A 22,679-nucleotide genomic window follows, 5' to 3' on the forward strand; every position below is an offset into this window, starting at 1 on the left:
TCCCTATCCAACGGCCACCTGCGGGTGGCCTTTTTGAGACCATCGACATGACCGTCATCAAGAAAATGCTGCTCCTGGTGCTGTCCGCGCTATTGGGCATCCTGGTGCTGGCCGGCACCGGGCAATACGAAATCGACCAGGTGTTCCAGGCGGCCAACTACGGCAACGACAACACCGTTCCCAGCCTCAAGGCGCTCGGCGAGGTCAACGACAGTCGCTCCGACTACGTGGTGGGCATCTATCGCCACGTGCTGTCGACCAGCGCTGAAACCATGACCACCGTCGAGCAGGACCTGGCCGCGGCCAAGGAGCGTATCGGCCAGAATCTCGGCAAGTACGAGACGCTGGTCTCGGACGACCGCGACCGTGGGCTGCTGGCCGCCGATCGCGCCGCCTTCACGGCGCTGTTCAGCCTCGGCGACCAGGTCATTGCCCTGTCGCGGCAGAATCGCAACGAAGATGCCCAGGCCCTGATGCGCAGCCGCACCGACGTGATGCTGGCGATCAACAAGGCCCTCGACGAACACGTCAGCTACAACCAGACCCTGGCGCTGCAAGGCGTTCAGGTCGCCCAGAAGACCAAGGTCGAGGCCACCTGGCTGGCCCTGGGCATTGCCCTGGCAACCCTGCTGGCGGTGGCCCTGCTGGGCTTCTTCATCACCCGCAATCTGCTGCGTCAGCTGGGCGGTGAGCCCGCGGCCGTGGCAACCCTGGCCGGCCGCGTGGTCGCCGGCGATCTGCCCGACGACATCAAGCTGCGCGGTGACGACAAGACCAGCCTGATGGCGGCCATGCAGAACATGGTCACCACCCTGCGCGGCCTGATCAGCGAAATGAGCAGCATGTCGGCTGCCCATGACCGCGGCGAAACCGTGGTGCGCATTCCGGCCGAGCGCTTCCAGGGCGCCTATCGCAACATGGCCGAAGGGGTCAATGGCATGGTCGCCGGGCACCTGAGCGATTCCGCCAAGGCCATGGCCTGCGTCAAGAGCTTCGGCGAAGGCGATCTGTCGGTGCAGCTGGAGCGCTTCCCCGGGCAGAAGGCGGTGATCAACGACAACCTCGAACAGGTCCGCGGCAACATCCAGCGCCTGGTCGAAGACGCCAACCAGCTGAGCCAGGCGGCCATGGCCGGTCGCCTGGACACGCGCGCCGATGCCAGTGCCCACCAGGGTGACTTCCGCCGCATCGTCGCCGGGATCAACGGCACCCTCGATGCCATCGTCGCGCCGGTCAACGAAGCCATGGGCGTGATGGCCGGGCTCTCCCAGGGCGACCTGAGCCGCACCGTGCGCGGTGACTACCAGGGTCAGCTGCTGGAGCTCAAGGAATCGATCAACGGCACCGTCGGCAAGCTGAACCAGATCATCGGCGACGTGCGCCTGTCGGCCGATGCCCTGGCCAGCGCCTCGGAAGAGATCTCCGCCACCGCCCAGAGCATGAGCCAGGCCAGCACCGAACAGGCCGCCTCGGTCGAGGAGACCAGCGCCAGCGTCGAGCAGATGTCGGCCTCCATCGCCCAGAACACCGAGAACGCCAAGGTCACCGACGGCATGGCCGGCAAGGCCGCGCGCGAGGCCAACGAAGGCGGCGAAGCGGTGGGTGAGACCCTGGTGGCCATGAAGACCATCGCCGAGAAGATCGGCATCGTCGACGACATCGCCTACCAGACCAACCTGCTGGCGCTCAACGCTGCCATCGAAGCGGCCCGCGCCGGCGAGCATGGGAAAGGTTTCGCCGTGGTGGCCGCCGAGGTGCGCAAGCTGGCCGAACGCAGCCAGGTCGCCGCCCAGGAAATCGGCACCGTGGCCAAGAGCAGCGTGGCCCTGGCCGAGCGCGCCGGGTCACTGCTCGACGAAATGGTACCGTCCATCAGCAAGACCTCCGATCTGGTACAGGAAATCGCCGCTGCGTCCGAAGAACAGAGTAGCGGAGTCACTCAGATCAATAGCGCCATGCTGCAACTCAACCAGATCACCCAACAGAACGCCTCGGCCTCGGAAGAGCTGGCCGCGACCGCCGAAGAAATGAGCGGTCAGGCCGAGCAGCTGCAGCGCCTGATGGGCTTCTTCCACACCGGCGATGGTCGTGCGGTCCAGGACCTGGAGCGTGCCATCGAGCAGACGCGCCCGGCCGTGAGCCGTACGGCCCAGCCGACCCTGCGGCGTCCCCAGATGGCCGCGGGCGGCCTGCCGGACGGTTACGTCCGCTTCCCGGAGTAATGGCTTCATGACTGCCCTGACCCTTGGCGACATCGCCCATGAACACCTCGGCCATCAGCACCTGACCTTCGTGGTCGACGGTGAGACCTACGCCGTGGATACCCTCGCGGTGCGCGAGATCATCGAGTTCGGCCAGCTGACCCAGGTCCCGCTGATGCCGGCCTGCATTCGCGGGGTGATCAATCTGCGCGGCGCGGTGGTCCCGGTGGTCGATCTGGAGGCCCGCTTCGGCGGCCGACCGACCCGGGTCGGCCCGCGGACCTGCATCGTGATCCTGGAAGTGTGCGCCGACGAAGACACCCAGGTGCTGGGGGTGGTGGTGGATGCGGTGAGCGAGGTGCTGGAAATCGCCGCGGCGGACATCCGTCCGGCGCCGGCCTTTGGCAGTCGCCTGGCGCCGCACTTCATCGCCGGCATGGTCAAGTCCGAAGACGGCTTCCTGACCCTGCTCGACGTGGCCCAGGTCCTCGACGTACAGGAACTGGCGAACCTGGCCCAGGCCGCCAGCTGAAAGACCCCCGCATTGCCATGGGCGACGGTAACCGGCGCCTCTTAAACGAAGCAGTTCTAACCGGCGCCGGAGGCGCTTCCACCATGCTGAACTCACTTCGCGTCTCGACCAAGCTGGCGCTCGGCTTCGGGGCTGCCATCCTCATGCTGCTGCTGGTCATGGGCGTCGCCCTGCTGAACATGGGCACCATGAAGGACTCGGCCGACAACATGTCGAAATTCCGTTTCCCCATGACCGTCCAGGCCAACACCCTGGTGCGCAACACCCTGGACAGCGGGCGCCTGATGCGCAACCTGCTGCTGCTGGACGATGAGCGCGCCCTGGCCAAGACCAAGGAAGACATTGCCAAGGTCCGCTCCGGCAACGCAGAGATCCTCGCCGATCTGCAAAAGAAGATCGTCAGTGAGGAAGGCAAGCAGAAGCTGGCGGCTGCCACGGACGCGCGTCAGCGCCTGCAGGACAAGTACGGCGAATTCTTTCGCCTGCTGGACACCGACCGTGGCCAGGCCCGGGACTATCTGCTGAATGTCTTCGCGCCCAACAACAACGAGCTGGTCGCCGCCCTCGGCGCCCTGAACGACCTGCAGGCCCAGCGCATGCAGGAAGCCGGTGAAGCGGCGACCGACGCCTACGTCGATGCCCGCAACCTGATGCTGGCAATCGGCGCGGTGGCGACCCTGATCGCGGTCCTGCTCGGCTACCTGATCACCCGCAGCCTGATCCGGCAGCTGGGTGGCGAACCGGCCTATGCCGCCGAGGTGGTGCAGCGCGTCGCCCGTGGCGACCTGAGCGTCGAGGTGGCGACCCGCGAAGGCGACACCACCAGCATGCTGGCCTCCGTGCGCACCATGACCACCACCCTGGCGCAGATCATCAGCGACGTGCGCAGCTCGGCCGATGGCCTGGCCAGCGCCTCGGAAGAGGTCTCGGCCACCGCCCAGAGCATGAGCCAGGCCAGCACCGAGCAGGCGGCCTCGGTCGAGGAGACCAGCGCCAGCATCGAACAGATGTCGGCCTCCATCGCCCAGAACACCGAGAACGCCAAGGTCACCGATGGCATGGCCGGCAAGGCCGCGCGGGAAGCGGACGAGGGCGGCCAGGCCGTGCGCGAGACCCTGGTGGCCATGAAGACCATCGCCGAGAAGATCGGCATCGTCGACGACATCGCCTACCAGACCAACCTGCTGGCGCTCAACGCCGCCATCGAAGCCGCCCGCGCCGGCGAGCACGGCAAGGGCTTCGCCGTAGTGGCCGCCGAGGTGCGCAAGCTGGCTGAGCGCAGCCAGGTCGCCGCCCAGGAAATCGGCACCGTGGCCAAGAGCAGCGTGGCCCTGGCCGAGCGCGCCGGATCGCTGCTGGGCGAGATGGTGCCCTCCATCAACAAGACCTCCGACCTGGTGCAGGAAATCACCGCGGCTTCCGAAGAGCAGAGCGCCGGGGTCGAGCAGATCAATGGCGCCATGCTGCAACTGAGCCAGATCACCCAGCAGAACGCCTCGGCGTCCGAAGAGCTGGCCGCCACCGCGGAAGAGATGAGCGGCCAGGCCGAGCAGCTCCAGCAGATGATGGAATACTTCACCCTGAGCGGTTCGCCGGTGGCGCAGCAGGTTGCCCGTCCCGGCGCCAAGCGCTCGGGCCCGAGCCTGGCCGAGCGCACCTCGGCGCTGATCGACTCGCCCCGTCGCGCGCCCCGTGGCAGCGTGCCGGCCGGTTTCGCCCGTTTCGAGGAGCACGCCTGATGCTATTGCGCCAGTTTCTGACCTTTCAGCTCGCCGGTGATCTCTACGGCGTGAACACCGGCTGCGTGCGGGAGATCATCGAGTACGGCGCGGTCACCACGGTGCCCATGCTGCCGCCGGCCATCCGTGGCGTCATAAACCTGCGCGGCGCCGCTGTGCCGGTCATGGACCTCGGCGTGCGCTTTCGCAACGAGGTGACCGAGACCTCCCGCCGCAGCTGCATCGTGGTGCTGGAGATCCAGGTCGACGGTGGCCCCCAGGTGTTCGGCATCGTGGTGGACGCGGTCTGCGAGGTGCTGGAGATCGGCGCCGACGGCATCGAGCCGGCGCCGCGCTTCGGCGCTTCGATCCGCACCGATTTCATCCTCGGCATGGCCAAGCAGGGTGTCGGCTTCGTCATCCTGCTCGACATGGATCGGGTGCTGGGCGCAGACGATCTCGCCCAGCTCGCCGCCATGACGGCTGCCTGAGTCGCGAACCATGGAACTCCCCGCGCTGACCGACAGCGAATTCCGCCAGTTTCGCAGCTTCATATTCCGGGTCGCCGGCATCAGCATGTCCGATGCCAAGCGCCCGCTGGTGAGCGGTCGCCTGGCCAAGCGCGTGCGCCAGCGCGGCACGCCCAGCTACGACGCCTATTTCCAGCTGATCCAGCGTGACCAGGCGGAATGCCAGATGGCGGTCGATCTGCTGACCACCAACGAAACCTATTTCTTTCGCGAGCCCAAGCACTTCGACTTCCTGCGCGAGCAGGTGCTGCCGAACTGGGAAAGGCGCCAGCCGTTGCGCCTTTGGAGCGGCGCCTGCTCCTCGGGTGAGGAGCCCTATACCCTGGCCATGACCCTGGCCGAAGGACTGGGCGAGCGCCCCTGGGAGATCGTCGCCTCCGACCTCAGCACCCGGGTGCTGGCCAAGGCGCGCAATGCCCAGTATCCGCTCGCCGAAGCCGAGAACATCCCGCCGGCGCTGTTGCGGCGTTACTGCTTCAAGGGCGTGGGCGACAACGACGGTACCTTTCTGGTGGATCCGCGCCTGACCGCGCGGATCGCCTTTCGCCAGATCAATCTGAACAATTCTCTGCCGGAGCTGGGCACCTTCGACATCATCTTCCTGCGCAACGTGATGATCTACTTCGACGTGCCCACCAAGCGCCAGGTGGTGGCCCGCCTGGTCCGCCACCTGCGACCCGGGGGCTATTTCTTCGTCAGCCATTCCGAGAGCCTCAACGGGGTAACCGACGCCCTGAAAATGGTCAGTCCTTCCATCTATCAACGTCCGCTCTAGCCATGGCAGCCGCGCCGGAGCTGTTTCTGCGTCCAGGCGAATGGTACTTCGGCCAGGGCGAGGTGCGGATCCGGACCATCCTGGGCTCCTGCGTGTCCTTCGTCTTCTGGCATCCGCGGCGCCGCCTCGGCGGCATGACCCATGCGCTGTTGCCCAGGCGCCAGCGCGCCGCGCCTGGCGCGCCCGCCGACGGTCACTATGTCGACGAATCCCTGCAGTTGCTGCTGGGGGCTATCGCTCGCCACGGCGGTGATCTGCCTGGTTACCAGGTGCACCTCTACGGCGGCGGCAACATGTTTCCCCAGCTCCTGCGCGATCGCGTCCGCAGCATCGGCGACGTCAACGTCGAGGCGGCGCTGGCGCAGCTGGCCCAGGCCGGTATCCACTCGGTGCGGACCCATGTCCGCGGCGCCGGCCATCGCAAACTGTCCCTGGACCTCGTCGACGGCCGGGTGCTCATGCAACAGGTGGAGCTACCCTATGTTCCGCCGCTTACGAGACTTACTCCATGAATAAGATCAAGGTCCTTATCGTCGACGACTCCGCCGTGGTGCGGCAGGTGCTCGCCCAGAGTCTCGCGGAGGATCCGGCCATCGAGGTGCTGGGGGTCGCCGCCGACCCGGTGTTCGCCCAGGACAAGATGCGCAAGCAGTGGCCCGACGTCATCGTGCTGGACGTGGAGATGCCACGCATGGACGGCATCACCTTTCTCAAGAAGATCATGGCCGAGCGCCCGACCCCGGTGGTGATCTGCTCGACCCTGACCGAGAAAGGCGCCGCCACCACCCTGCAGGCCATGGCTGCCGGGGCGGTCAGCATCGTCACCAAGCCCCAGGCCAATCTCAAGCAGTTCCTCAAGGACGCCTCGGACGACCTCACCAGCGCGGTCAAGGCCGCCGCCCGGGCCAATCTCAAGCGCCTGGCGCCCCGTGGCGTGCCGGTGGTGCCGACGCCCAAGCTCAGCGCCGACGCCATCCTGCCGGCCGGCGGCAGCCCGGCCATGGCGCGCACCACCGAGCGCATCGTCGCCCTGGGTACCTCTACCGGCGGGACCCAGGCCCTGGAAGCGGTACTGACCTCGCTGCCACGGGTCTGCCCGGGCATCGTCGTGGTCCAGCACATGCCCGAGCGCTTCACCGCCGCCTTCGCCGAGCGCCTGGATCGCCTCTGCGAGCTGGAGGTGCGCGAAGCCCGGCATGGCGATCGGGTCCTGCCGGGGCGGGTGCTGATCGCCCCGGGCGGTCGCCACATGCTGCTCAAGCGCAGTGGTGCCCAGTATCAGGTGGACGTGGTCGACGGTCCGCCGGTGAGTCGTCATCGCCCCTCGGTGGACGTGCTGTTCCGCTCGGTGGCGCGGGCCGCCGGCAGCAATGCCCTGGGTATCATCATGACCGGCATGGGCGACGACGGCGCCCGCGGCCTCAAGGAGCTGCGTGACGTCGGCGGCCGTACCCTCGGCCAGGACGAAGACAGCTGCGTGGTCTACGGCATGCCCAAGGAAGCCATGAAGCTCGGCGCGGTGGAGCAGGAAATCGGCCTCGGCCAGATCGCCGCCGCCATTCTCAAAGGTGGGGTCTAGACGAACTTGCGGGGCAGGCGGGACTCCAAGCGCGAGCACGCGAGCACGCGAGCACGCGAGCACGCGAGGAGAGCCCCATGTTCGACATCTGCCATTGGATCAATGAACCCGAGACCTGGCTGGCCGAGCCCGAGCGGCTGCGGGTCATCACCGATCGCCACAGCGACTTCTGGCGTCAGACCCACGACGGCGCCGAGCGCCACAGCGGTCACTTCTTCGGCGCCCGGGTCACCAGTGGCTTCACCGCCCACCTGCGGGTGGCGGCGCGCTGCAAGAACCAGGGCGACCACGCCGGGCTGATGGTGCGGATCGATGAGCAGCAGTGGCTGCGCGTCGGCATCGGCTACTTCGACGATAGCCCCCAGCTGCTCAGCGTCCTGACCCTGGGACGCTCGGATCTGGCCGTGGGCGCGCCCCTGGGGGAGCGCGAGGAGGTGTGGCTGAGGGTCACCCTGACCCAGGGCACCCTGCGGGTCCAGGCTTCGTTCGACGGTCAGCGCTGGCCGTTGCTGCGCCTGGCCAGCCTGCCAGCGGCCGCGGAATACCGGGTCGGCCCGGTGTGCGGCACCCCGGAGCGGGGCGGCATGGAGGTGGCGTTCAGCGAGTTCAGTCTGCAAGCCCCGTTGCAACGAGGCCTGGCCGATCTGAGTTGAAGCGGGGAAGGATGGCTCAGCCGACGGTGACGGGGGGCAGTTCCACCTGTTGCACCTGCACCGGCTTGCGCGGCGCGACCACCTTGGCGACGCCGTCGACGACCTTGTCACCGTGCTGGTTGAACACCCGGGTAGCCAGGTTCACGCGAAACTTCGGCAGCTTTTCCAGCACCTCGATTTCCACCGTCAGGGTATCGCCCAGCTTGACCGGCTTTTCGAAGGTCATGGTCTGGTCGACATAGAGGGTACCCGGTCCCGGCAGGTTGCAGGCCACCGCGGCGCTGATCAGGGCGCCACTGAGCATGCCGTGGGCGATGGGCTCGCGAAACAGCGTCTTGGCGGCGAATTCGGCGTCCAGGTGCAGCGGGTTGCAGTCGCCGGAGACGGCGGCGAACAGCAGCACGTCGCGCTCCTCGATGGTGCGGGTCACGGTCACCTTCTGGCCGATTTCGAGGGCTTCATAAGGGATGTTTTCGGTCAGGCTCATGAAGCGCTCCGGCAGCTGTGACTGGGCGGCGGACGCCGCGAAGCCGGGCATTCTACCCAGCCTCGCCGCCGGAGGCTAATCACCTCCCGGAAAAGCCGGCAAAGAGCGTGACCGTAATTGACCATGTGGTCATTAGGTGACGTTAAGGGCGGATATTGATGCTGTTGCGGGCTAGGCAAAACTGCTAGGCTCGCAGGGCCGGTTCAGCGCTGATCACGGCACGCCAACGAACAATAACCATAGAGCGGGAGCGGGCTGCATGATGCCGAATTTCTGGAGTGACAAATATCCCGAGGGCATCCAGACAGACATAGACCTGGACCGTTATCGCAACGTCCTGGCGGTATTTCGCGAGGCCTGCCAGACCTACGCCGAGCGCCCGGCGTTCAGCAATCTGGGGCGGACGCTGAGCTACCGCGAACTCTATGAATTGTCCGGCCAGTTCGCCGCCTATCTGCAAAAGCACACCGACCTGCAACCCGGCGATCGCATCGCCGTGCAGATGCCCAACGTGCTGCAGTACCCGGTGGTGGTCTTTGGCGCCATGCGCGCCGGCCTGGTGGTGGTCAACACCAACCCCCTCTATACCGCCCGCGAGATGCAGCACCAGTTCAAGGATTCCGGCGCCCGGGCGCTGGTCTGCCTGGCCAACATGGCGCACCTGGCCGAACAGGTGCTGCCGCAGACCGATATCCGCCACGTCATCATCACCGAGGTCGGTGACCTGCTGCCGACCTTCAAGCGCCTGCTGGTCAACGCCGTGGTCCGCCATGTCAAGAAGATGGTGCCGGCCTATCGCATTCCCCATTCCATCCGCTTCGTCGATGCCATGACCAAGGGCGAGCACGTCGATTTCGTCGACGCCGACCCGGCGGCGGAAGACGTCGCCGTGCTGCAGTACACCGGCGGCACCACCGGCATCGCCAAGGGCGCCATGCTGACCCACCGCAATCTGGTGGCCAACATGCTGCAGTGCCAGGTGCTGATGACCAAGTATCTGGGCGGCGGTGCCCAGGTCATGATCGCGCCGCTGCCGCTCTACCACATCTATGCCTTCACCATTCACTGCATGGCCATGCTGATCCAGGGCAACCACAATGTCCTGATCACCAATCCGCGCGACCTGCCGGCGCTGGTCAAGGAACTCAGGCAGTGGCGCTTCAACGGCTTCGTCGGTCTGAACACCCTGTTCGCCGCCCTGTGCAACAGCGAGGATTTCCGCCAGCTGGATTTCTCCCAGCTCAAGGTGACCTTTTCCGGCGGCATGGCGCTGCAGCAATCCGTGGCGCTGCGTTGGGAAGAGGTCACCGGCTGCGGCATCTGCGAAGGCTACGGCATGACCGAGACCAGTCCGGTGGTGAGCTTCAATCCGCTGGAGCGTCGCCGGCTGGGCACCATCGGCATGCCGGTGCCGGGCACCGACTGCAAGGTGGTGGATGCCGATGGCGTGGCCCAGGGCTTCGACACCCCCGGCGAGTTGTGCGTCAAGGGCCCCCAGGTCATGAAAGGCTACTGGCTGAGACCCGAGGCCACCGCCGAGGTGCTGGATGCCGAGGGCTGGCTGCGTACCGGCGACATCGCCGTGATCGAGCCGGATGGTTACCTGCGCATTGTCGACCGCAAGAAGGACATGATTCTGGTGTCCGGTTTCAACGTCTATCCCAACGAGCTGGAAGAGGTGCTCTCCCAGCTGCCCGGGGTGATGCAGTGCGCGGCCATCGGCATTCCCGACGAGGTGGCGGGGGAGAAGATCAAGGTGTTCGTGGTGCCCAAACCCGGTGCGTCCCTGACCACCGAGCAGGTGCTCAAGCACATGCACGACAACGTCACCGGCTACAAGCGACCCAAGCTGGTGGAATTCCGCGACAGCCTGCCGACCACCAACGTCGGCAAGATCCTGCGTCGCGAACTGCGTGACGCCGAACTCAAGAAGGCGTAACAGGACGCCACTACGTCCCCTGCGCCGCTACCTCTCGTCGACTGGTAGCGGTGCCGCTGGTTTCCAAGCATGGTTTTCGCAAGAGGTTCGGGTATAAACCGCAGGCGGCATTTTGCCGTCATCTCTCCGACCTCTTTCCTTGAGGACACACCATGCGAATTAGCGTACGCCAGGCCTTGCTGGGCCTCTTCCTGCTGGGCTCCAGCGTGCTCGGTCAGGTCCAGGCCGGTGAACCCATCCGCGTCCTGTTCGTGGGCAACAGCTACACCTTCGTCAACGATCTGCCGGCAATGGTCCGTCAAATGTCCGTCGAGGCCGGTCAGTCGCGTCCGCTGGACGTCAAGCATGTGACCTTCAGCGGCGCCAGCCTCGAGGAACACTGGAAGCGCCACGACGTGCAGGACGAGCTGGCCAAGGCCAACTACGACTACGTGGTGATCCAGGATCACAGCATGATGCCGGTGAAGAATCCGGACCTCACCCGTCAGTACGTACGCCTGATCGCCGATCTGGCGCGCAAGGACGGCGCCCAGCCGATCCTCTACCTGACCTGGGCCCGGCAGAACAACCCGACCATGCAGGCGCAGCTGGACAGCGTCTACACCCCCCTGGCCAAGGAGACCGGCGCGCTGCTGGCCCCGGTGGGCCAGGCCTGGCAGAAGGCCCTGGCCGATCAGCCGCAGCCCGGGCTGTTCCTGCCCGACGGCAGCCATCCGTCCTTTACCGGCACCTACCTGACCGCCTCGGTCTTCTATGCGCTGATCTACGGCACCCGTCCGCCGCTGCCGGCCGCCGGCGAAAAGATCAAGTTCGATCACGCCGATCCCGCCGATCTGCAACAGGACGCCTGGAAGGCCCTGCAGTCCCTGGACATGGCCCTGCGCACGCCGCCGGCCAAGCTGAACGTAGCCAGCGTCCAGGCCAAGCGCTAATGCGCTACCGCCCTTGCGCGACCAGGCGTCGCGCAAGGGCAGGCAACCCGGCGGTTTTCCACCCGCCGTTCTTGTAAAGCCCCGCCGCACCCCCCAACTCTTTTACACTTACCGGTCCAAACGACCGCCGTCGAAAGAGTTTCATGACCGATACCCCCTCCGTTGCCCGTCTCACCGCCAACCTGGATCAGGCCTTCAACGCCGATCGCCATCGCCTGCGGCGCCAGCTCCAGGCCCTGCAGAAACAACCCGATGCGGTCCGCGAAGCCCAGTGGCTGGAGCGTTTCCAGGCGTCCTGTGCCAAGGTCGAGGCACGGCGTGCCAGCGTGCCGCGCATCCGTTACGACGACGCCCTGCCGATCGCCGCCAAGCGCGAGGAGATCAAGCGTGCCATCGCCGGCCATCAGGTGGTGGTGATCGCCGGCGAGACCGGTTCGGGGAAGACCACCCAGCTGCCCAAGATCTGTCTGGAACTGGGCAGGGGGGTGCAGGGGCTGATCGGCCACACCCAGCCGCGCCGCCTGGCGGCGCGTAGCGTGGGCGCCCGGGTGGCGGAGGAACTGGGTTCGCCGCTGGGCGAACTTGTGGGCTATCAGGTGCGGTTCGAGGATCAGAGCACCGATGCCACCCTGATCAAGTTGATGACCGACGGCATCCTGCTGGCCGAAACCCAGCACGACCGCTTTCTCGAGCGCTACGACACGATCATCGTCGACGAGGCCCACGAGCGCAGTCTCAACATCGACTTCCTGCTGGGCTTTCTCAAGACCCTGCTGCCGCGTCGCCCCGATCTCAAGTTGATCATCACCTCGGCCACCATCGATCTGGAGCGCTTCTCCCAGCATTTCGACGGCGCGCCCATCGTCGAGGTGTCCGGGCGGACCTATCCCGTCGAGACGTGGTACCGCCCGCTCAGCGCCGAGGTGGATGAAGACGGCGAACGGCTGGTGGACGATCTCTCGGTGGACCAGGGCATCCTCCAGGCGCTGGACGAGATCGAGGCGCATGAGCGCAGCGTCGGTCAGCGCCCCGGCGATGTGCTGGTGTTCCTGCCCGGCGAGCGCGAGATCCGCGATTGCGCCGAGGTCCTGCGCAAGGCCCAGCTGAAATTCACCGAGGTGCTGCCGCTCTATGCGCGGCTGACCCCGGCCGAGCAGCAGAAGATCTTCCAGCCGCGCCCCGGGCGCAAGATCGTGCTGGCCACCAACGTCGCCGAGACCTCGCTGACCGTGCCGGGCATCCGCTACGTGATCGACAGCGGTACCGCGCGCATCAGTCGCTACAGCTACCGCGCCAAGGTCCAGCGACTGCCCATCGAAGCCATCTCCCAGGCCAGCGCCAACCAGCGCAAGGGTCGTTGCGGCCGGGTCGAGCCGGGCATCTGCATCCGCCTCTTCAGCGAAGAGGACTTCCTCGGTCGTCCGACCTTCACCGATCCGGAAATCCTGCGCACCAACCTGGCGGCGGTGATCCTGCAGATGCTGCATCTGCGCCTCGGTCGCATCGAAGATTTCCCCTTCATCGAGCCGCCGGATGGCAAGGCGATCAAGGACGGCTTCACCCTGTTGCAGGAACTCTCGGCGGTCGATGTCGAAGGCCGCCTGCTGCCCCTGGGTCGGCAACTGGCGCGCCTGCCCGTCGATCCGCGGCTGGGGCGCATGCTGCTGGAGGCGACCGAGCAGGGCAGTCTCGCCGAGGTGCTGATCGTCACCAGCGCGCTGTCGGTACAGGACCCGCGCGAGCGCCCGGCCGATCGCCAGACCCAGGCCGATCAGGCCCACGCCCAGTGGAAGGACCCGGATTCGGACTTCGCCGCCCTGGTCAATCTCTGGCACGGCTTCGAAGAGCAGCGCCAGGCGCTGGGTTCCAATGCCCTGCGCAGCTGGTGCCGCAAGCACTTCCTCAATTACCTGCGGCTGCGCGAATGGCGCGATGCCCATCGCCAGCTGACCCTGTTGTGCCGCGAACTGGGCCTGCAGGTACGCAAGGCCGACAGTCCCGCGCCGGTCACCGCGGAGGGCACCCACAAACCCGCGCCGACCACCGACAAGCACGTCAATGCCAAGGCCCAGCAACAGGCCGAAGCCGGCGAGGCGGCGGTACGCGCCCGCGGTTACGCGGCGCTGCACAAGGCCATTCTGGCCGGCCTGCTCAGCCAGATCGGCCAGAAGAGCGAGGACGGCGACTACCTGGGTGCGCGTCAGCGGCGCTTCTGGATCCATCCCAGCAGCGTCATCGGCCGCAAGAAACCCACCTGGATCATGGCCGCGGAGCTGGTGGAGACCACCAAGCTGTTCGCCCGCATGGTGGCCAAGATCGAACCGGACTGGATCGAGCCGGTGGCGGGCCATCTAGTCAAGAAGACCCACCTCGAACCTCACTGGGAGAAGAAGCGCGGCCAGGTGGTGGCCTATGAGCAGGTCACCCTCTATGGCCTGATCGTGGTCGGTCGTCGCCCGGTGCACTTCGGCCCCGTAGATCCACCCGCTGCCCGCGAGTTGTTCATCCGCGAAGGCCTGGTGCGCGGCGAGATCAACAGCCGCGCCAAGTGCCTGGCCGCCAACCGGGCGCTGCTGGAGCGGGTGGACGAACTGGAAGCCAAGGCCCGCCGCCGCGACATCCTCGCCGACGAGGAAACCCTGTTCGACTACTATGCCGCGCGTCTGCCGGCGGACGTCTACCAGACCGCCACCTTCGACAGCTGGTATCGCCGCGAAAGCGCCAAGCAGCCCGATCTGCTGATCATGCGCGAGGAAGACGTCCTCGCCCGCGAAGCCAGCGAGGTCACCGCCGCCCAGTATCCGGACACCCTGCGCCTGGGCGAGCTGACCCTGCCGCTGTCCTACGAATTCGATCCGACCCATCCGCGTGACGGCGTCACCCTGCGGGTGCCGGCGCCGCTGTTGCCGCAGTTGCCGCCCCAGCGCCTCGACTGGCTGGTGCCGGGGTTGCTCTATGACCGCTGCGTGGCCCTGGTGCGCAACCTGCCCAAGGCCCTGCGCAAGAACTTCGTGCCGGTGCCGGATTTCGTGCGCGCGGCGTTGGACAAGATCCCCTTCGGCGAGGGCTCGCTGCACGAGGCCCTGGGACGCGAATTGCAGCGCATGACCGGTGCCCGCATCCCCGACGAAGCCTGGCCGGAGGCCGAAGCCGGCCTCGATCCGCACCTGCGCATGAATCTCGAGGTGGTCGATGCCCAGGGCAAGCCGCTGGGCGAGGGCCGCGATCTGGCCGAGGTGACGGCGCGCTTCGCCCAGGAAAGTCAGGCGGCCCTGGCGCTGCCGACGCAGAAGCGCCAGGAGCAGCGCCCGGTGGAGGCCAAGGCCTTCGCCGAGGTGGCGGCCAAGACCCAGCAGCAGGTGGCCGGCCTTTCCATGACGGTCTATCCGGCGCTGGTGGACGAGCAGGGCACGGTGCGCGAAGGCCGCTTCGCCACCCAGGCCGAAGCCCGCTACCAGCATCGCCGCGCCCTGCAGCGACTGCTGCTGCAGCAACTGGCGGAACAGGCCAAGTTCCTGCGCGGCAAGTTGCCCGGGCTCACCGAACTGGGCTTGCTGCACCGCGAACTGGGCCGGCCGGAGGCCTTGGTGGAAGACATCCTGCTGGCCAGTCTGGACGCCACCATCCTCGCCGACGACGCCGAGCTGCCCCGCGATGGCGCCGGCCTGGCTTCACTGGCCGAGCGGCGCAAGGCGGGCTGGACCGAGCAGGCCGAACGCATCGCGCGCCTGACCCTGGAGATCCTCAAGCTCTGGCATGGCCTGCAGAAGAAATTCAAGGGTCGCATCGACCTGGCCCAGGCGGTGGCCCTCAACGACATCAAGGCGCAGCTGGGTAGCCTGGTCTATCCCGGGTTCGTCCGCGATACGCCGCTGGAATGGCTCAAGGAGTATCCCCGCTACTTGAAGGCCATCGAGCAGCGCTTCGACAAGCTCGGCAGCCAGGTGCAGCGCGATCGCGTCTGGAGCGGCGAGCTGGCCGGACTCTGGGAGCAGTACCGCACCCGCGCTGCCAAGCATGGCCAGGAAGGCAAGCGCGACGCCAACCTGGAGCTCTATCGCTGGATGCTGGAAGAGTATCGGGTGTCGCTCTGGGCCCAGCAGCTGGGGACGCGGATGCCGGTGTCGGACAAGCGGCTGAACAAGCAGTGGAGCCAGGTGGAGGCCTAGCGGCCATCCATCGGCAGCGCCGCTTGGAAGATGTTCGAGCGATCGTCCGTAAGTCTCTGGGCCGCGTTGTCTGGTCGGCAACCTGATGGTACGGCTGGGCGCGCGGTGGAGCGTCTCCCGGTATGGGCTGGCGCTCGCCGCCCGTCGTTCGCTCACTGTCCGGGCGACGACTAGGTGTTCCGGACGGGCAGCCACTGGCGCGCCATGTGCGAGCGACTGGCGCTGGTCTAGTGCGGCAATACCTGGCGCAGCGAGCCGCCCACATCCGGCAGGTCCATGTCGATGCGTCGCCAGTAGCCCTCGGCGAAGCTGTAGAAGGCGAAGGCGATCAGGCCCAGGCCTACCACCGAGAGGACCAGTCCGCCGAAGGGCAGATTCTGCAGGCCGTTCAGGGCATCTTTCATGCCTGGCGGATGCAGGGCCTGGTAGCGCGAACCGCTGACCACCAGCAGGACGGCAATCTCGACGAAAGCCACGCCCCGAGCGATCAGGCCGAAGCGACCGATGGGCCGAATCAGGCGCAGCTGTTCGGGGCTGGCTTCGAGATACCGCTCGAAGCTGGCCTTCCAGCCCTTCACAAAATGGGCGAGGCCCACCCCCAGGGGGATCAGTGCGGCGACGTAGACCAGCAGATTGGAATAGCGCCAGCCAAGGATCGTCTGCAGCAGATCGTTGGTTTCCCCACCCGAACCACCGCTCTGGCGCAGACCGCTGATCAGCAGGCCCAGGGCGAAGAAGGCCAGGGCGCCGTAGGTGATGCCGCCCACCAGCAGGCCGGCGCGGATCACCAGGCCCTTGGGCTTGCTGCCATGGTCATCGACATCGCGGATGGCCTGGAGAATACGCCAGGCCGCGAAGGCGATCAGACCGACCACCACCAGGCTGACCAGAAAGTGCCCGAAGGGCTGGGCGAGCAGCGCCTCCAGGCTGTCGTGGCTGTCCGCCGGCTGGCCAGAGCCGCGTGCGGCCAGCAGCGCCAGGACGCCGATGATGAGATAGACGAGGCCACGAGCGGCATAGCCGCCGCGAGCCAGCAAGGTAAGTCCGGTACGAGTGTGCATCTGTTATGCCCTGTTACATTCTGCCTTGTACTGACCGGTGGCCCGCGTGCGGGTTCTAATGGCCGGACGGACGTTCTCCGAGGACTGGCAGTGAGCGGGTTTTGGCCTTAGGCTCGCACCCTTTGCTCCGGCGACCGGTTCATGGACAAAGCGCGACTGCTTCCCCTCATTCTTCAGGCCCTGGAAGCCGACCGCGAGGTCATCAGCCAGCAACTGGCGGCCAGCCACGAGGCGGCTACCCACAGCGAAAGCAAGGCCGAGAACAAGTACGACACCCGCGGTCTGGAAGCGGCCTATCTGGCGGATGGCCAACGCCGTCGCCTGCACGAGATCGAGTTGGCCCTGGCGGCCTACCGGGCGCTGACACCCGTGGCCATGAACGACGGCATTCGCGTCGGTGCCCTGGTCGAGTTGACCACCGCGACGGCCAGCCGCTGGCTGTTCCTCGGCCCGGATGCGGCGGGACTCAAGGTCAGGCTGGATGGCCACGATGTCCTGGTGATCTCGCCCCGCGCACCCCTGGGTCAGGCATTGCTGGGGCGGGAGGAGGGCGATGAGGTGGCGGTGACCGTGGAAGGCAAGGTACACCGCCAGGAGATCCTGGCGGTGTATTAGCGTAGGGCAGAGGTAACGTCCTGTCTCCATCGTGGCCTTGGCTCGCTCCTATGGACTGGGCGATGACGGCGGATCGCGAGCGTGCCGGTGCCGATGGAGATGAATGTCCGCTCGGATAGCTCCCTCTCCCTTCGGGAGAGGATTGGGGTGAGGGTGCCTTCGCCACGAAGCCCCGGTGGAAAAGGCTACGCCGTTTTCCACGCTACGATCCCATGTGGTGCCGTTGATGGTAATCGCGGCCATGGGCCGCTCCTACAGACCTCGCTTAGGGGCGTCGACCATGTTGTGCGATTAGGGCAGTGCTCCAACCCTTCAGGTTGGCCGTAGGAGCGGCCGCATCGGCGGACCGCCATGGCCGCGATTGAGAGACGATGAGGTCCGCCGTGATTCCAGGATTGCCGCCAGGGCGATCCCTCTCTCAGGTCTCCACCCCCTCCACCGGCCGGTTGGCCCTGGGCGGTGCTGCCTCTTCCTTTTCCGACTTCGGCCGGTGCTGATCCAGCCAGGCGCGGCCCTGATTCTGGGCCTCGTCGACCTTCTTGTTCAGCTCGTCGAGCGTCCCACCGAGGGTTTCCCGCGCCTGTTCGCGAGCGGCTTCCTCCACCTTGGTGGCGAAGCTGTCCGCGGCCTTCTCGGCACTGTCGCAACCACCGAGACCAAGTAGCAGGAGGATGCCAGCGAGTCCGAGGATGGCTCTGGTAGTCATGGTCGTTCGCTCCTTCACGAAGGCTTGTTCAGGGAGTCGCGCGGCTCATGACCGGCAGCGGTGGGCTTGGCCTCGCTGCGGGTCTTGTACAGCGACACCAGCACGCCACCGGCCAGCAGGCCCAGGGTCACGCTCAGGGAGATCGCCGGGGGGATCTTGCCGATGATGCCCACCAGGAAGATCTTGCAGCCGATGAACACCAGCACCAGCGCCAGGGCGTACTTGAGATAGGCGAAGCGATGGATCATCGCCGCCAGGGCGAAGTACAGGGCGCGCAGGCCAAGGATGGCGAAGACGTTGGAGGTATAGACGATGAAGGGATCCTGGGTGATGGCGAAGATCGCCGGCACGCTGTCCACCGCGAACACCAGGTCGGCGCACTCGATCACGATCAGCGCCAGGAACATCGGCGTCACCCAGAGCACCGTCTTGCCGCTGGCATCGGGCTGGCGCACGAAGAAATGCTGGCCGTGCAGCTCGTCGGTCACCCGCAGCTTCTTGCGCAGGAATTTGATGAAGAAGTTGTCGTCGAGCTTGGGCTCTTCGTCCACCTTGGCGAACAGCATCTTGACCCCGGTGATCACCAGGAAGGCGCCAAAGACATAGAGGATCCAGTCGAACTGATGGATCAGGGCGGCGCCCAGGCCGATCATGATGGCGCGCAGCACGATCACCCCGAGAATGCCCCAGAACAGCACCCGGTGCTGGTATTCCCGCGGGATGGCGAAGAAGCCGAAGATCACCGCCATGAGGAAGACGTTGTCCATGGACAGCGACTTCTCGATCAGGAAACCGGTGACGTAGTCGAGGCTGGCATCGGCGCCCTTGAGCTGCCAGACGAAGAGGGCGAACAGCAGACCCGCGGTGATGTAGCCCGCGGACAGCAACAGGCTCTCCTTGACCTCGATGGGCTTGTTCTCCTTGTGGAGGACACCCAGGTCGAAGGCCAGCAGGGCGATGACGACGGCGAAGAAGGTCAGCCACATCCAGGTGGCGGTGCCGAGGAAGTCGGCGAAGAAGAATGCATGCAGGGCGTTCATGAGCCCCTCCTTAGTCAAGTTTCAAGACTATGACTCGACATGGCGGCACATACCGTCAGAGGGGCCCGGGTCACCAGGACAGGATTTCGAACTCGCGCACATTCGGCAAGGATTGCAGTTTTACAAAATGCAACCGCTCTAAGTCAGGCTTCTCGGGAGGAATGGTGGCCGGTGATCAGCCAGCGGCCGTCGATCTGCTCGAAGGTGAAGAGAAAGCGCGCCGGCACGCTGATGACCTGCTCGCCATCGCGATAGTGGAAGACATAGAGGCCACCGACCACCACGGTGCTGAGTTTGCTGCTGACCCTCTTCTTGAAGATCTCCACGTCGCACACTAGCCCCTCATTGGCGAGGAAATTGCGAAAATATTCCCGCCGGCTGTCCTCGCAGTCCCGCACCTCGTTGGAAAGCGTCGGCACCAGGATGGCGTCGGGCGCATAGAGCGCAAGAATGGCTTCCACGTCGCGGGTGGCGACGGTCGCCGCCCAGGTGTGCAGGGCAGCCTTGGCGCCGGCGAGGCAAGCGATCTCTTCGTTGGAGTGAGCAGGCGCGTGGGCAGGATTGGCAACGGACACGGCGTTATCCTCAGGTGAAATTGAAATTGTTATAATATAACAATGTGTCCTGAGTGAGTATGAGCCGTGGTCAGATCGTCAGGGTATGACGCCGGTTGGGGAGATCCGGGTCATGACGGGGAGGCGTCGCCGCCGGCAGCCGGCGACGGCGGAGGAGTACGGTTCAGCGATTCTCGATCTTCGAGCGCAGCGGGATCTCTTCGCGGGAGTCGGTCTGGCTCACCGGCTGGCCGACCATCTCTTCATAGACCGCGGGCTGGGCGATGAACAGGCGCACCTCCTTGACGTCGTCGAGGATACGCCGGGCTTCTTCGACCGAGGCTACGTGCAGGGTCGCGCCCTTGTCGTCGGCGACCGGTACCGAGGTGCCTTCCACCAGGGCATGGATGACGTAGGAGCCGCCTTCCATGGACACCAGGTTGACTTCCTTGACCGCGCCGGCCTTGACCTGCTGATTCAGCTCTTTGACATTCATCGACACACCTCGGTTATCACGCTAACAAGCCCTGCGCGGCGGCAGGGGGGGGTAGGGATTCGAGGCGGGAGCAAGGGTGGGAGTTCCGGTCACTGCCATTGCCGTACCGCCTCTTGAAGGGTAGCGCGCATTTCCTCGGCGAAAGCCAGAGCCAGGGTGCCAGCCGGGCGGTGATCTGCCAGCAGCAGATAGCTGGTGAAGCGGATCGCCGGCTGGAAAGGGCGCCAGTCCAGACCAGCATGGAGATAGTCCTGAGCCACCAGCGGGCTGACGATGCTGACGCCCAGGCCAAGGCCGACCATGGCACAGATGGTGGCGGCATAGGGCGTCTCCAGATTCAGTCGACGTCGCTCCACTGGCTCTTGAAAATGGCGGTCGATGCGCGTGCGAGTGCTGTCGCCCGGAACCAGCGAGATAAATTCCTCGCCGACCAGGTCCGCAGGCGTTACCCGCTCCAACTGACTCAGGCCGTGGCCACGCGGGAAGACACAGACGCCAGGCACGTCGCTGAGCAGCTCTGCCGTGATCCCCGGCAATTGTTCGCCTACATAGGATGCAAGTCCCAGATCACAGAACTGCGAGGCTACCCAGTGCGCAACCGTCGGCGAATCGCTGGTGTGGATGGTGATGGCGGCGTGTGGATAACGCTCGCGAAAGCGCTGTACGACCCGAGGTAGCAGGGTAAGTGACAGCGAGGGTACCGCGGCGAGGCGCAGGCGCCCGGTACCGCCCTGGGCGATGGCGCGCGCCGAGGCTTGCAGGCTGTCCAGACCCACGAAGGCGCGCTCGACATCGCGGAACAGCGCCGCGCCTTCTTCGGTGGGCAGCAGGCGGCCCGCGATACGCTCGAACAAGCGGAAACTGCAGCTGCGTTCCAGCTGGGCAATCAGCCGGCTGATATTGGGTTGCGAGGTGTGCAGGGCGTCGGCCGCTGCGGTCATGGAACCAGACAGCATGGTCGCGCGAAAAGCCTCCACCTGTTTCATGTTCATTCGACTACCCATATCAGATCCGTATGGCTGCCTAGCGTATTGGCATTTGCCAGCATGGCGCCATAAGTCTTACAAAAGAACCAAGGCGCTATGACCGCCAGGCACCGACGACCCACGCTGCATCTTCCGATCTGCCCTCATAGTTCTGTCTCCGGCTGCCGCCGGCGGCAGTCACCTTTCTTCTAGGAGGCAACATGTCGTATCGCGCGTTTTCCGCAGCCGTTCTGGCGCTCGGTCTTGTCAGCTTCGTTCAGGCTGCTCCCTTGCCTGCCGTGCCCGCCGCGCTCACCGAGGCCGGCGTGCTGCGCGCCGGAGTACGCTGCGATCAGCCACCTTATGGCTATCAGGACACCAACGGCGATTTCGCCGGCGTGGAGGTGGAGATGTCCCGGCAGATTGCCGAGTGGGCCCTGGGTTCGCGGGACAAGGTTAGCTTTACCTGTGTGACCGCCGAGAATCGCGTGCCGCAGCTGCTCGGCCGCAAGGTGGATATGTTGATCGCCACCCTCGGGGTGACCCCGGAGCGGCAGCGGGTGATCGATTTCACCACTCCCTACCGCTGGGGTGCCAGCGATGTACTAGTGCGCAAGGATAGTGGCATCGATTCCATCGCCGCCCTCCGGGGCAAGACCCTGGCTACGCTCAAAGGCTCAGTGCAGGCCAAGTGGTTCGAGGACCATGAGCCAGAGGTCAAAACGCTGCGCATGAATAGCGCTGCCGACGCCTTGCAGACCTTTCGCCAGGGTCGCGTCGATGCCTATACCCATGATGCCGCGACCCTGGTGGTGGTGACCGCTCATGACGATAGCGTCCGGCTGGTGGGTGAGCCTTTCCAGATTTCCGATGCGGCCATTGGCGTGCGCAAGAATGAGGCGCAGTGGCGTGACTATCTCAGCGCCGCAGTGGCGCGGATGCATGAGGAACACCTGTTTCGCCCCTGGGTAGAGCGACTGGTCCCGGAAAACATTCGCAGCTACTACTTGAGCGTATTCGAACAGCCGCGTCCCGCGGAGAGCCTCTAGGAGCGCGGTCATGGATTTCGACCTCGACTATCTCATGGCCCAGTGGCCGGCGTTGCTCGACGGCCTGGTGATGACGCTCAAGGTTTCGCTACTGGCGATTGGACTGTCTCTGGCGATAGGCGTCGTCGGCGGCGCGGTGCGGCTGTTTCGCGTCCCGCTGCTGGCACAGCTGGCCACCCTTTATGTCGAGGTGATCCGCAATACGCCGATCCTGGTACAGCTGTTTTTCATCTTCTACGGCCTGCCTGCGGTAGGTCTGGGCCTGTCACTGTTCTGGTCGGGAGTGCTTTGTCTGTCGCTCTGGGCCGGTGCCTATCAGGTCGAGAATCTGCGTGGCGGCCTGGCCACGGTGGAACGGGGCATGCGCGAGGCAAGTCTGGCGCTTAATCTAAAACCCTGGCAGTACTTCTGCCTGATCGCCTTGCCCATCGCCGTGCGCACGGCCTTGCCGGCGGTGCTTAATACCGCCATCTCGCTGTTGAAGAACTCTTCCTACCTGCAGGCGATCGGGTTGGCCGAGCTAACCTTTGTCGCGGTGGATCGCATCGCCACGGATTTCCGGGCCCTGGAGATGTTCAGCGCCATCTGTGTGCTCTACCTGGGGCTGGTAGCGGTGCTCGCGCTGGCAACCCAGCGGTTATCGGCTCATCTGCAACGGCCGTTCCGGCAATGAGGCGC

Annotated in this window: 21 protein-coding genes; 14 read left to right on the forward strand and 7 right to left on the reverse strand. The window is 65.6% G+C overall.

The features are described from left to right. The first annotated feature begins 47 nt into the window (after window positions 1-47). The 8 genes from AABM56_RS09075 to AABM56_RS09110 all read left to right on the forward strand — a co-directional run bounded on the left by AABM56_RS09075 (window position 48) and on the right by AABM56_RS09110 (window position 7,988). A complete protein-coding gene (locus tag AABM56_RS09075; RefSeq protein ID WP_347884020.1) occupies window positions 48-2,222 on the forward strand; it encodes a methyl-accepting chemotaxis protein in 2,175 nt (724 codons plus the stop codon). 7 nt (window positions 2,223-2,229) lie between these two features. Beyond that, window positions 2,230-2,733 carry a chemotaxis protein CheW gene (locus AABM56_RS09080; RefSeq protein WP_133859377.1) on the forward strand — a complete coding sequence of 168 codons (504 nt, stop codon included), beginning with the start codon at window positions 2,230-2,232 and terminating at the stop codon, window positions 2,731-2,733. 83 nt (window positions 2,734-2,816) lie between these two features. After that, window positions 2,817-4,472 carry a methyl-accepting chemotaxis protein gene (locus tag AABM56_RS09085; RefSeq protein WP_263258690.1) on the forward strand — a complete coding sequence of 552 codons (1,656 nt, stop codon included), beginning with the start codon at window positions 2,817-2,819 and terminating at the stop codon, window positions 4,470-4,472. Beyond that, on the forward strand, window positions 4,472-4,942 hold the full coding sequence (locus AABM56_RS09090) for a chemotaxis protein CheW (RefSeq protein ID WP_133859375.1): 471 nt from the start codon (window positions 4,472-4,474) through the stop codon (window positions 4,940-4,942). The genes AABM56_RS09085 and AABM56_RS09090 overlap by 1 nt, the downstream gene beginning before the upstream one ends. Before the next feature lie 10 nt (window positions 4,943-4,952). Beyond that, complete coding sequence (locus AABM56_RS09095) at window positions 4,953-5,756, forward strand: protein-glutamate O-methyltransferase CheR (RefSeq protein WP_133859374.1); 804 nt, start codon at window positions 4,953-4,955, stop codon at window positions 5,754-5,756. A gap of 2 nt (window positions 5,757-5,758) precedes the next feature. Continuing rightward, the gene (locus AABM56_RS09100) at window positions 5,759-6,268 is read left to right on the forward strand and encodes a chemotaxis protein CheD (RefSeq protein ID WP_133859373.1); all 510 of its coding nucleotides are present in this window, start codon (window positions 5,759-5,761) and stop codon (window positions 6,266-6,268) included. Continuing rightward, window positions 6,265-7,335, forward strand: a complete 1,071-nt coding sequence (locus tag AABM56_RS09105) for a chemotaxis response regulator protein-glutamate methylesterase (protein WP_133859372.1) — start codon at window positions 6,265-6,267, stop codon at window positions 7,333-7,335. Before AABM56_RS09100 ends, AABM56_RS09105 begins: the two co-directional genes overlap by 4 nt. A 77-nt stretch (window positions 7,336-7,412) precedes the next feature. Next, a complete protein-coding gene (locus tag AABM56_RS09110) occupies window positions 7,413-7,988 on the forward strand; it encodes a DUF1349 domain-containing protein (RefSeq protein ID WP_133859371.1) in 576 nt (191 codons plus the stop codon). A gap of 16 nt (window positions 7,989-8,004) precedes the next feature. Here the strand turns inward: AABM56_RS09110 and AABM56_RS09115 are convergent, their stop codons facing one another. Then, window positions 8,005-8,475 (reverse strand): MaoC family dehydratase, encoded by a 471-nt coding sequence (locus tag AABM56_RS09115; protein ID WP_133859370.1) that lies wholly within the window; start codon window positions 8,473-8,475, stop codon window positions 8,005-8,007. A 259-nt stretch (window positions 8,476-8,734) separates the two neighbouring features. On the opposite strand from AABM56_RS09115, the gene AABM56_RS09120 reads away from it, so the two are divergent. The 3 genes from AABM56_RS09120 to hrpA all read left to right on the forward strand — a co-directional run bounded on the left by AABM56_RS09120 (window position 8,735) and on the right by hrpA (window position 15,515). Continuing rightward, the gene (locus AABM56_RS09120; protein WP_133859369.1) at window positions 8,735-10,414 is read left to right on the forward strand and encodes a long-chain fatty acid--CoA ligase; all 1,680 of its coding nucleotides are present in this window, start codon (window positions 8,735-8,737) and stop codon (window positions 10,412-10,414) included. A gap of 152 nt (window positions 10,415-10,566) precedes the next feature. Continuing rightward, window positions 10,567-11,346, forward strand: a complete 780-nt coding sequence (locus AABM56_RS09125) for an SGNH/GDSL hydrolase family protein (RefSeq protein WP_133859368.1) — start codon at window positions 10,567-10,569, stop codon at window positions 11,344-11,346. 143 nt (window positions 11,347-11,489) lie between these two features. Further along, complete coding sequence (gene hrpA, locus AABM56_RS09130) at window positions 11,490-15,515, forward strand: ATP-dependent RNA helicase HrpA (RefSeq protein ID WP_347884021.1); 4,026 nt, start codon at window positions 11,490-11,492, stop codon at window positions 15,513-15,515. A 227-nt stretch (window positions 15,516-15,742) separates the two neighbouring features. On the opposite strand, the gene AABM56_RS09135 is transcribed toward hrpA, so the two are convergent. Then, window positions 15,743-16,576 carry a DUF1206 domain-containing protein gene (locus AABM56_RS09135; RefSeq protein WP_347884022.1) on the reverse strand — a complete coding sequence of 278 codons (834 nt, stop codon included), beginning with the start codon at window positions 16,574-16,576 and terminating at the stop codon, window positions 15,743-15,745. Between the two features lie 141 nt (window positions 16,577-16,717). Between AABM56_RS09135 and AABM56_RS09140 the strand changes: the two genes are divergently transcribed. Further along, the gene (locus AABM56_RS09140; RefSeq protein WP_208694798.1) at window positions 16,718-17,191 is read left to right on the forward strand and encodes a GreA/GreB family elongation factor; all 474 of its coding nucleotides are present in this window, start codon (window positions 16,718-16,720) and stop codon (window positions 17,189-17,191) included. A gap of 418 nt (window positions 17,192-17,609) precedes the next feature. Here AABM56_RS09140 and AABM56_RS09145 read toward each other — a convergent pair whose 3' ends face one another. The 5 genes from AABM56_RS09145 to AABM56_RS09165 all read right to left on the reverse strand — a co-directional run bounded on the left by AABM56_RS09145 (window position 17,610) and on the right by AABM56_RS09165 (window position 20,979). Next, a complete protein-coding gene (locus AABM56_RS09145; RefSeq protein WP_285388492.1) occupies window positions 17,610-17,897 on the reverse strand; it encodes a hypothetical protein in 288 nt (95 codons plus the stop codon). Window positions 17,898-17,911: 14 nt separating this feature from the next. Continuing rightward, window positions 17,912-18,937, reverse strand: a complete 1,026-nt coding sequence (locus AABM56_RS09150; RefSeq protein ID WP_347884023.1) for a TerC family protein — start codon at window positions 18,935-18,937, stop codon at window positions 17,912-17,914. A 143-nt stretch (window positions 18,938-19,080) separates the two neighbouring features. After that, window positions 19,081-19,512, reverse strand: coding sequence for a DUF4440 domain-containing protein (locus AABM56_RS09155; RefSeq protein ID WP_347884024.1), 432 nt, complete (start codon window positions 19,510-19,512; stop codon window positions 19,081-19,083). 163 nt (window positions 19,513-19,675) lie between these two features. Continuing rightward, entirely contained in the window at window positions 19,676-19,987 is a 312-nt protein-coding gene (locus AABM56_RS09160; RefSeq protein ID WP_133859361.1) for a DUF6482 family protein, read from the reverse strand. An 89-nt stretch (window positions 19,988-20,076) separates the two neighbouring features. Further along, the gene (locus tag AABM56_RS09165) at window positions 20,077-20,979 is read right to left on the reverse strand and encodes a LysR substrate-binding domain-containing protein (protein WP_347884025.1); all 903 of its coding nucleotides are present in this window, start codon (window positions 20,977-20,979) and stop codon (window positions 20,077-20,079) included. A 263-nt stretch (window positions 20,980-21,242) separates the two neighbouring features. On the opposite strand from AABM56_RS09165, the gene AABM56_RS09170 reads away from it, so the two are divergent. Together AABM56_RS09170 and AABM56_RS09175 are read left to right on the forward strand one after the other, a co-directional pair. After that, complete coding sequence (locus tag AABM56_RS09170) at window positions 21,243-22,001, forward strand: transporter substrate-binding domain-containing protein (protein WP_347884026.1); 759 nt, start codon at window positions 21,243-21,245, stop codon at window positions 21,999-22,001. 10 nt (window positions 22,002-22,011) lie between these two features. Beyond that, complete coding sequence (locus AABM56_RS09175; RefSeq protein WP_158891179.1) at window positions 22,012-22,674, forward strand: amino acid ABC transporter permease; 663 nt, start codon at window positions 22,012-22,014, stop codon at window positions 22,672-22,674. Window positions 22,675-22,679 lie beyond the last annotated feature (5 nt).

The organism is Pseudomonas aestiva (assembly GCF_039908605.1).
Lineage (GTDB): Bacteria > Pseudomonadota > Gammaproteobacteria > Pseudomonadales > Pseudomonadaceae > Chryseomonas > Chryseomonas aestiva.

Coding starts and splice junctions, on each gene's coding strand:
- AABM56_RS09075 (WP_347884020.1), top strand. CDS start 48: ATGACCGTCATCAAGAAAATGCTGCTCCTGGTGCTGTCCGCGCTATTG.
- AABM56_RS09080 (WP_133859377.1), top strand. CDS start 2,230: ATGACTGCCCTGACCCTTGGCGACATCGCCCATGAACACCTCGGCCAT.
- AABM56_RS09085 (WP_263258690.1), top strand. CDS start 2,817: ATGCTGAACTCACTTCGCGTCTCGACCAAGCTGGCGCTCGGCTTCGGG.
- AABM56_RS09090 (WP_133859375.1), top strand. CDS start 4,472: ATGCTATTGCGCCAGTTTCTGACCTTTCAGCTCGCCGGTGATCTCTAC.
- AABM56_RS09095 (WP_133859374.1), top strand. CDS start 4,953: ATGGAACTCCCCGCGCTGACCGACAGCGAATTCCGCCAGTTTCGCAGC.
- AABM56_RS09100 (WP_133859373.1), top strand. CDS start 5,759: ATGGCAGCCGCGCCGGAGCTGTTTCTGCGTCCAGGCGAATGGTACTTC.
- AABM56_RS09105 (WP_133859372.1), top strand. CDS start 6,265: ATGAATAAGATCAAGGTCCTTATCGTCGACGACTCCGCCGTGGTGCGG.
- AABM56_RS09110 (WP_133859371.1), top strand. CDS start 7,413: ATGTTCGACATCTGCCATTGGATCAATGAACCCGAGACCTGGCTGGCC.
- AABM56_RS09115 (WP_133859370.1), bottom strand. CDS start 8,475: ATGAGCCTGACCGAAAACATCCCTTATGAAGCCCTCGAAATCGGCCAG.
- AABM56_RS09120 (WP_133859369.1), top strand. CDS start 8,735: ATGATGCCGAATTTCTGGAGTGACAAATATCCCGAGGGCATCCAGACA.
- AABM56_RS09125 (WP_133859368.1), top strand. CDS start 10,567: ATGCGAATTAGCGTACGCCAGGCCTTGCTGGGCCTCTTCCTGCTGGGC.
- hrpA (WP_347884021.1), top strand. CDS start 11,490: ATGACCGATACCCCCTCCGTTGCCCGTCTCACCGCCAACCTGGATCAG.
- AABM56_RS09135 (WP_347884022.1), bottom strand. CDS start 16,576: ATGCACACTCGTACCGGACTTACCTTGCTGGCTCGCGGCGGCTATGCC.
- AABM56_RS09140 (WP_208694798.1), top strand. CDS start 16,718: ATGGACAAAGCGCGACTGCTTCCCCTCATTCTTCAGGCCCTGGAAGCC.
- AABM56_RS09145 (WP_285388492.1), bottom strand. CDS start 17,897: ATGACTACCAGAGCCATCCTCGGACTCGCTGGCATCCTCCTGCTACTT.
- AABM56_RS09150 (WP_347884023.1), bottom strand. CDS start 18,937: ATGAACGCCCTGCATGCATTCTTCTTCGCCGACTTCCTCGGCACCGCC.
- AABM56_RS09160 (WP_133859361.1), bottom strand. CDS start 19,987: ATGAATGTCAAAGAGCTGAATCAGCAGGTCAAGGCCGGCGCGGTCAAG.
- AABM56_RS09165 (WP_347884025.1), bottom strand. CDS start 20,979: ATGAACATGAAACAGGTGGAGGCTTTTCGCGCGACCATGCTGTCTGGT.
- AABM56_RS09175 (WP_158891179.1), top strand. CDS start 22,012: ATGGATTTCGACCTCGACTATCTCATGGCCCAGTGGCCGGCGTTGCTC.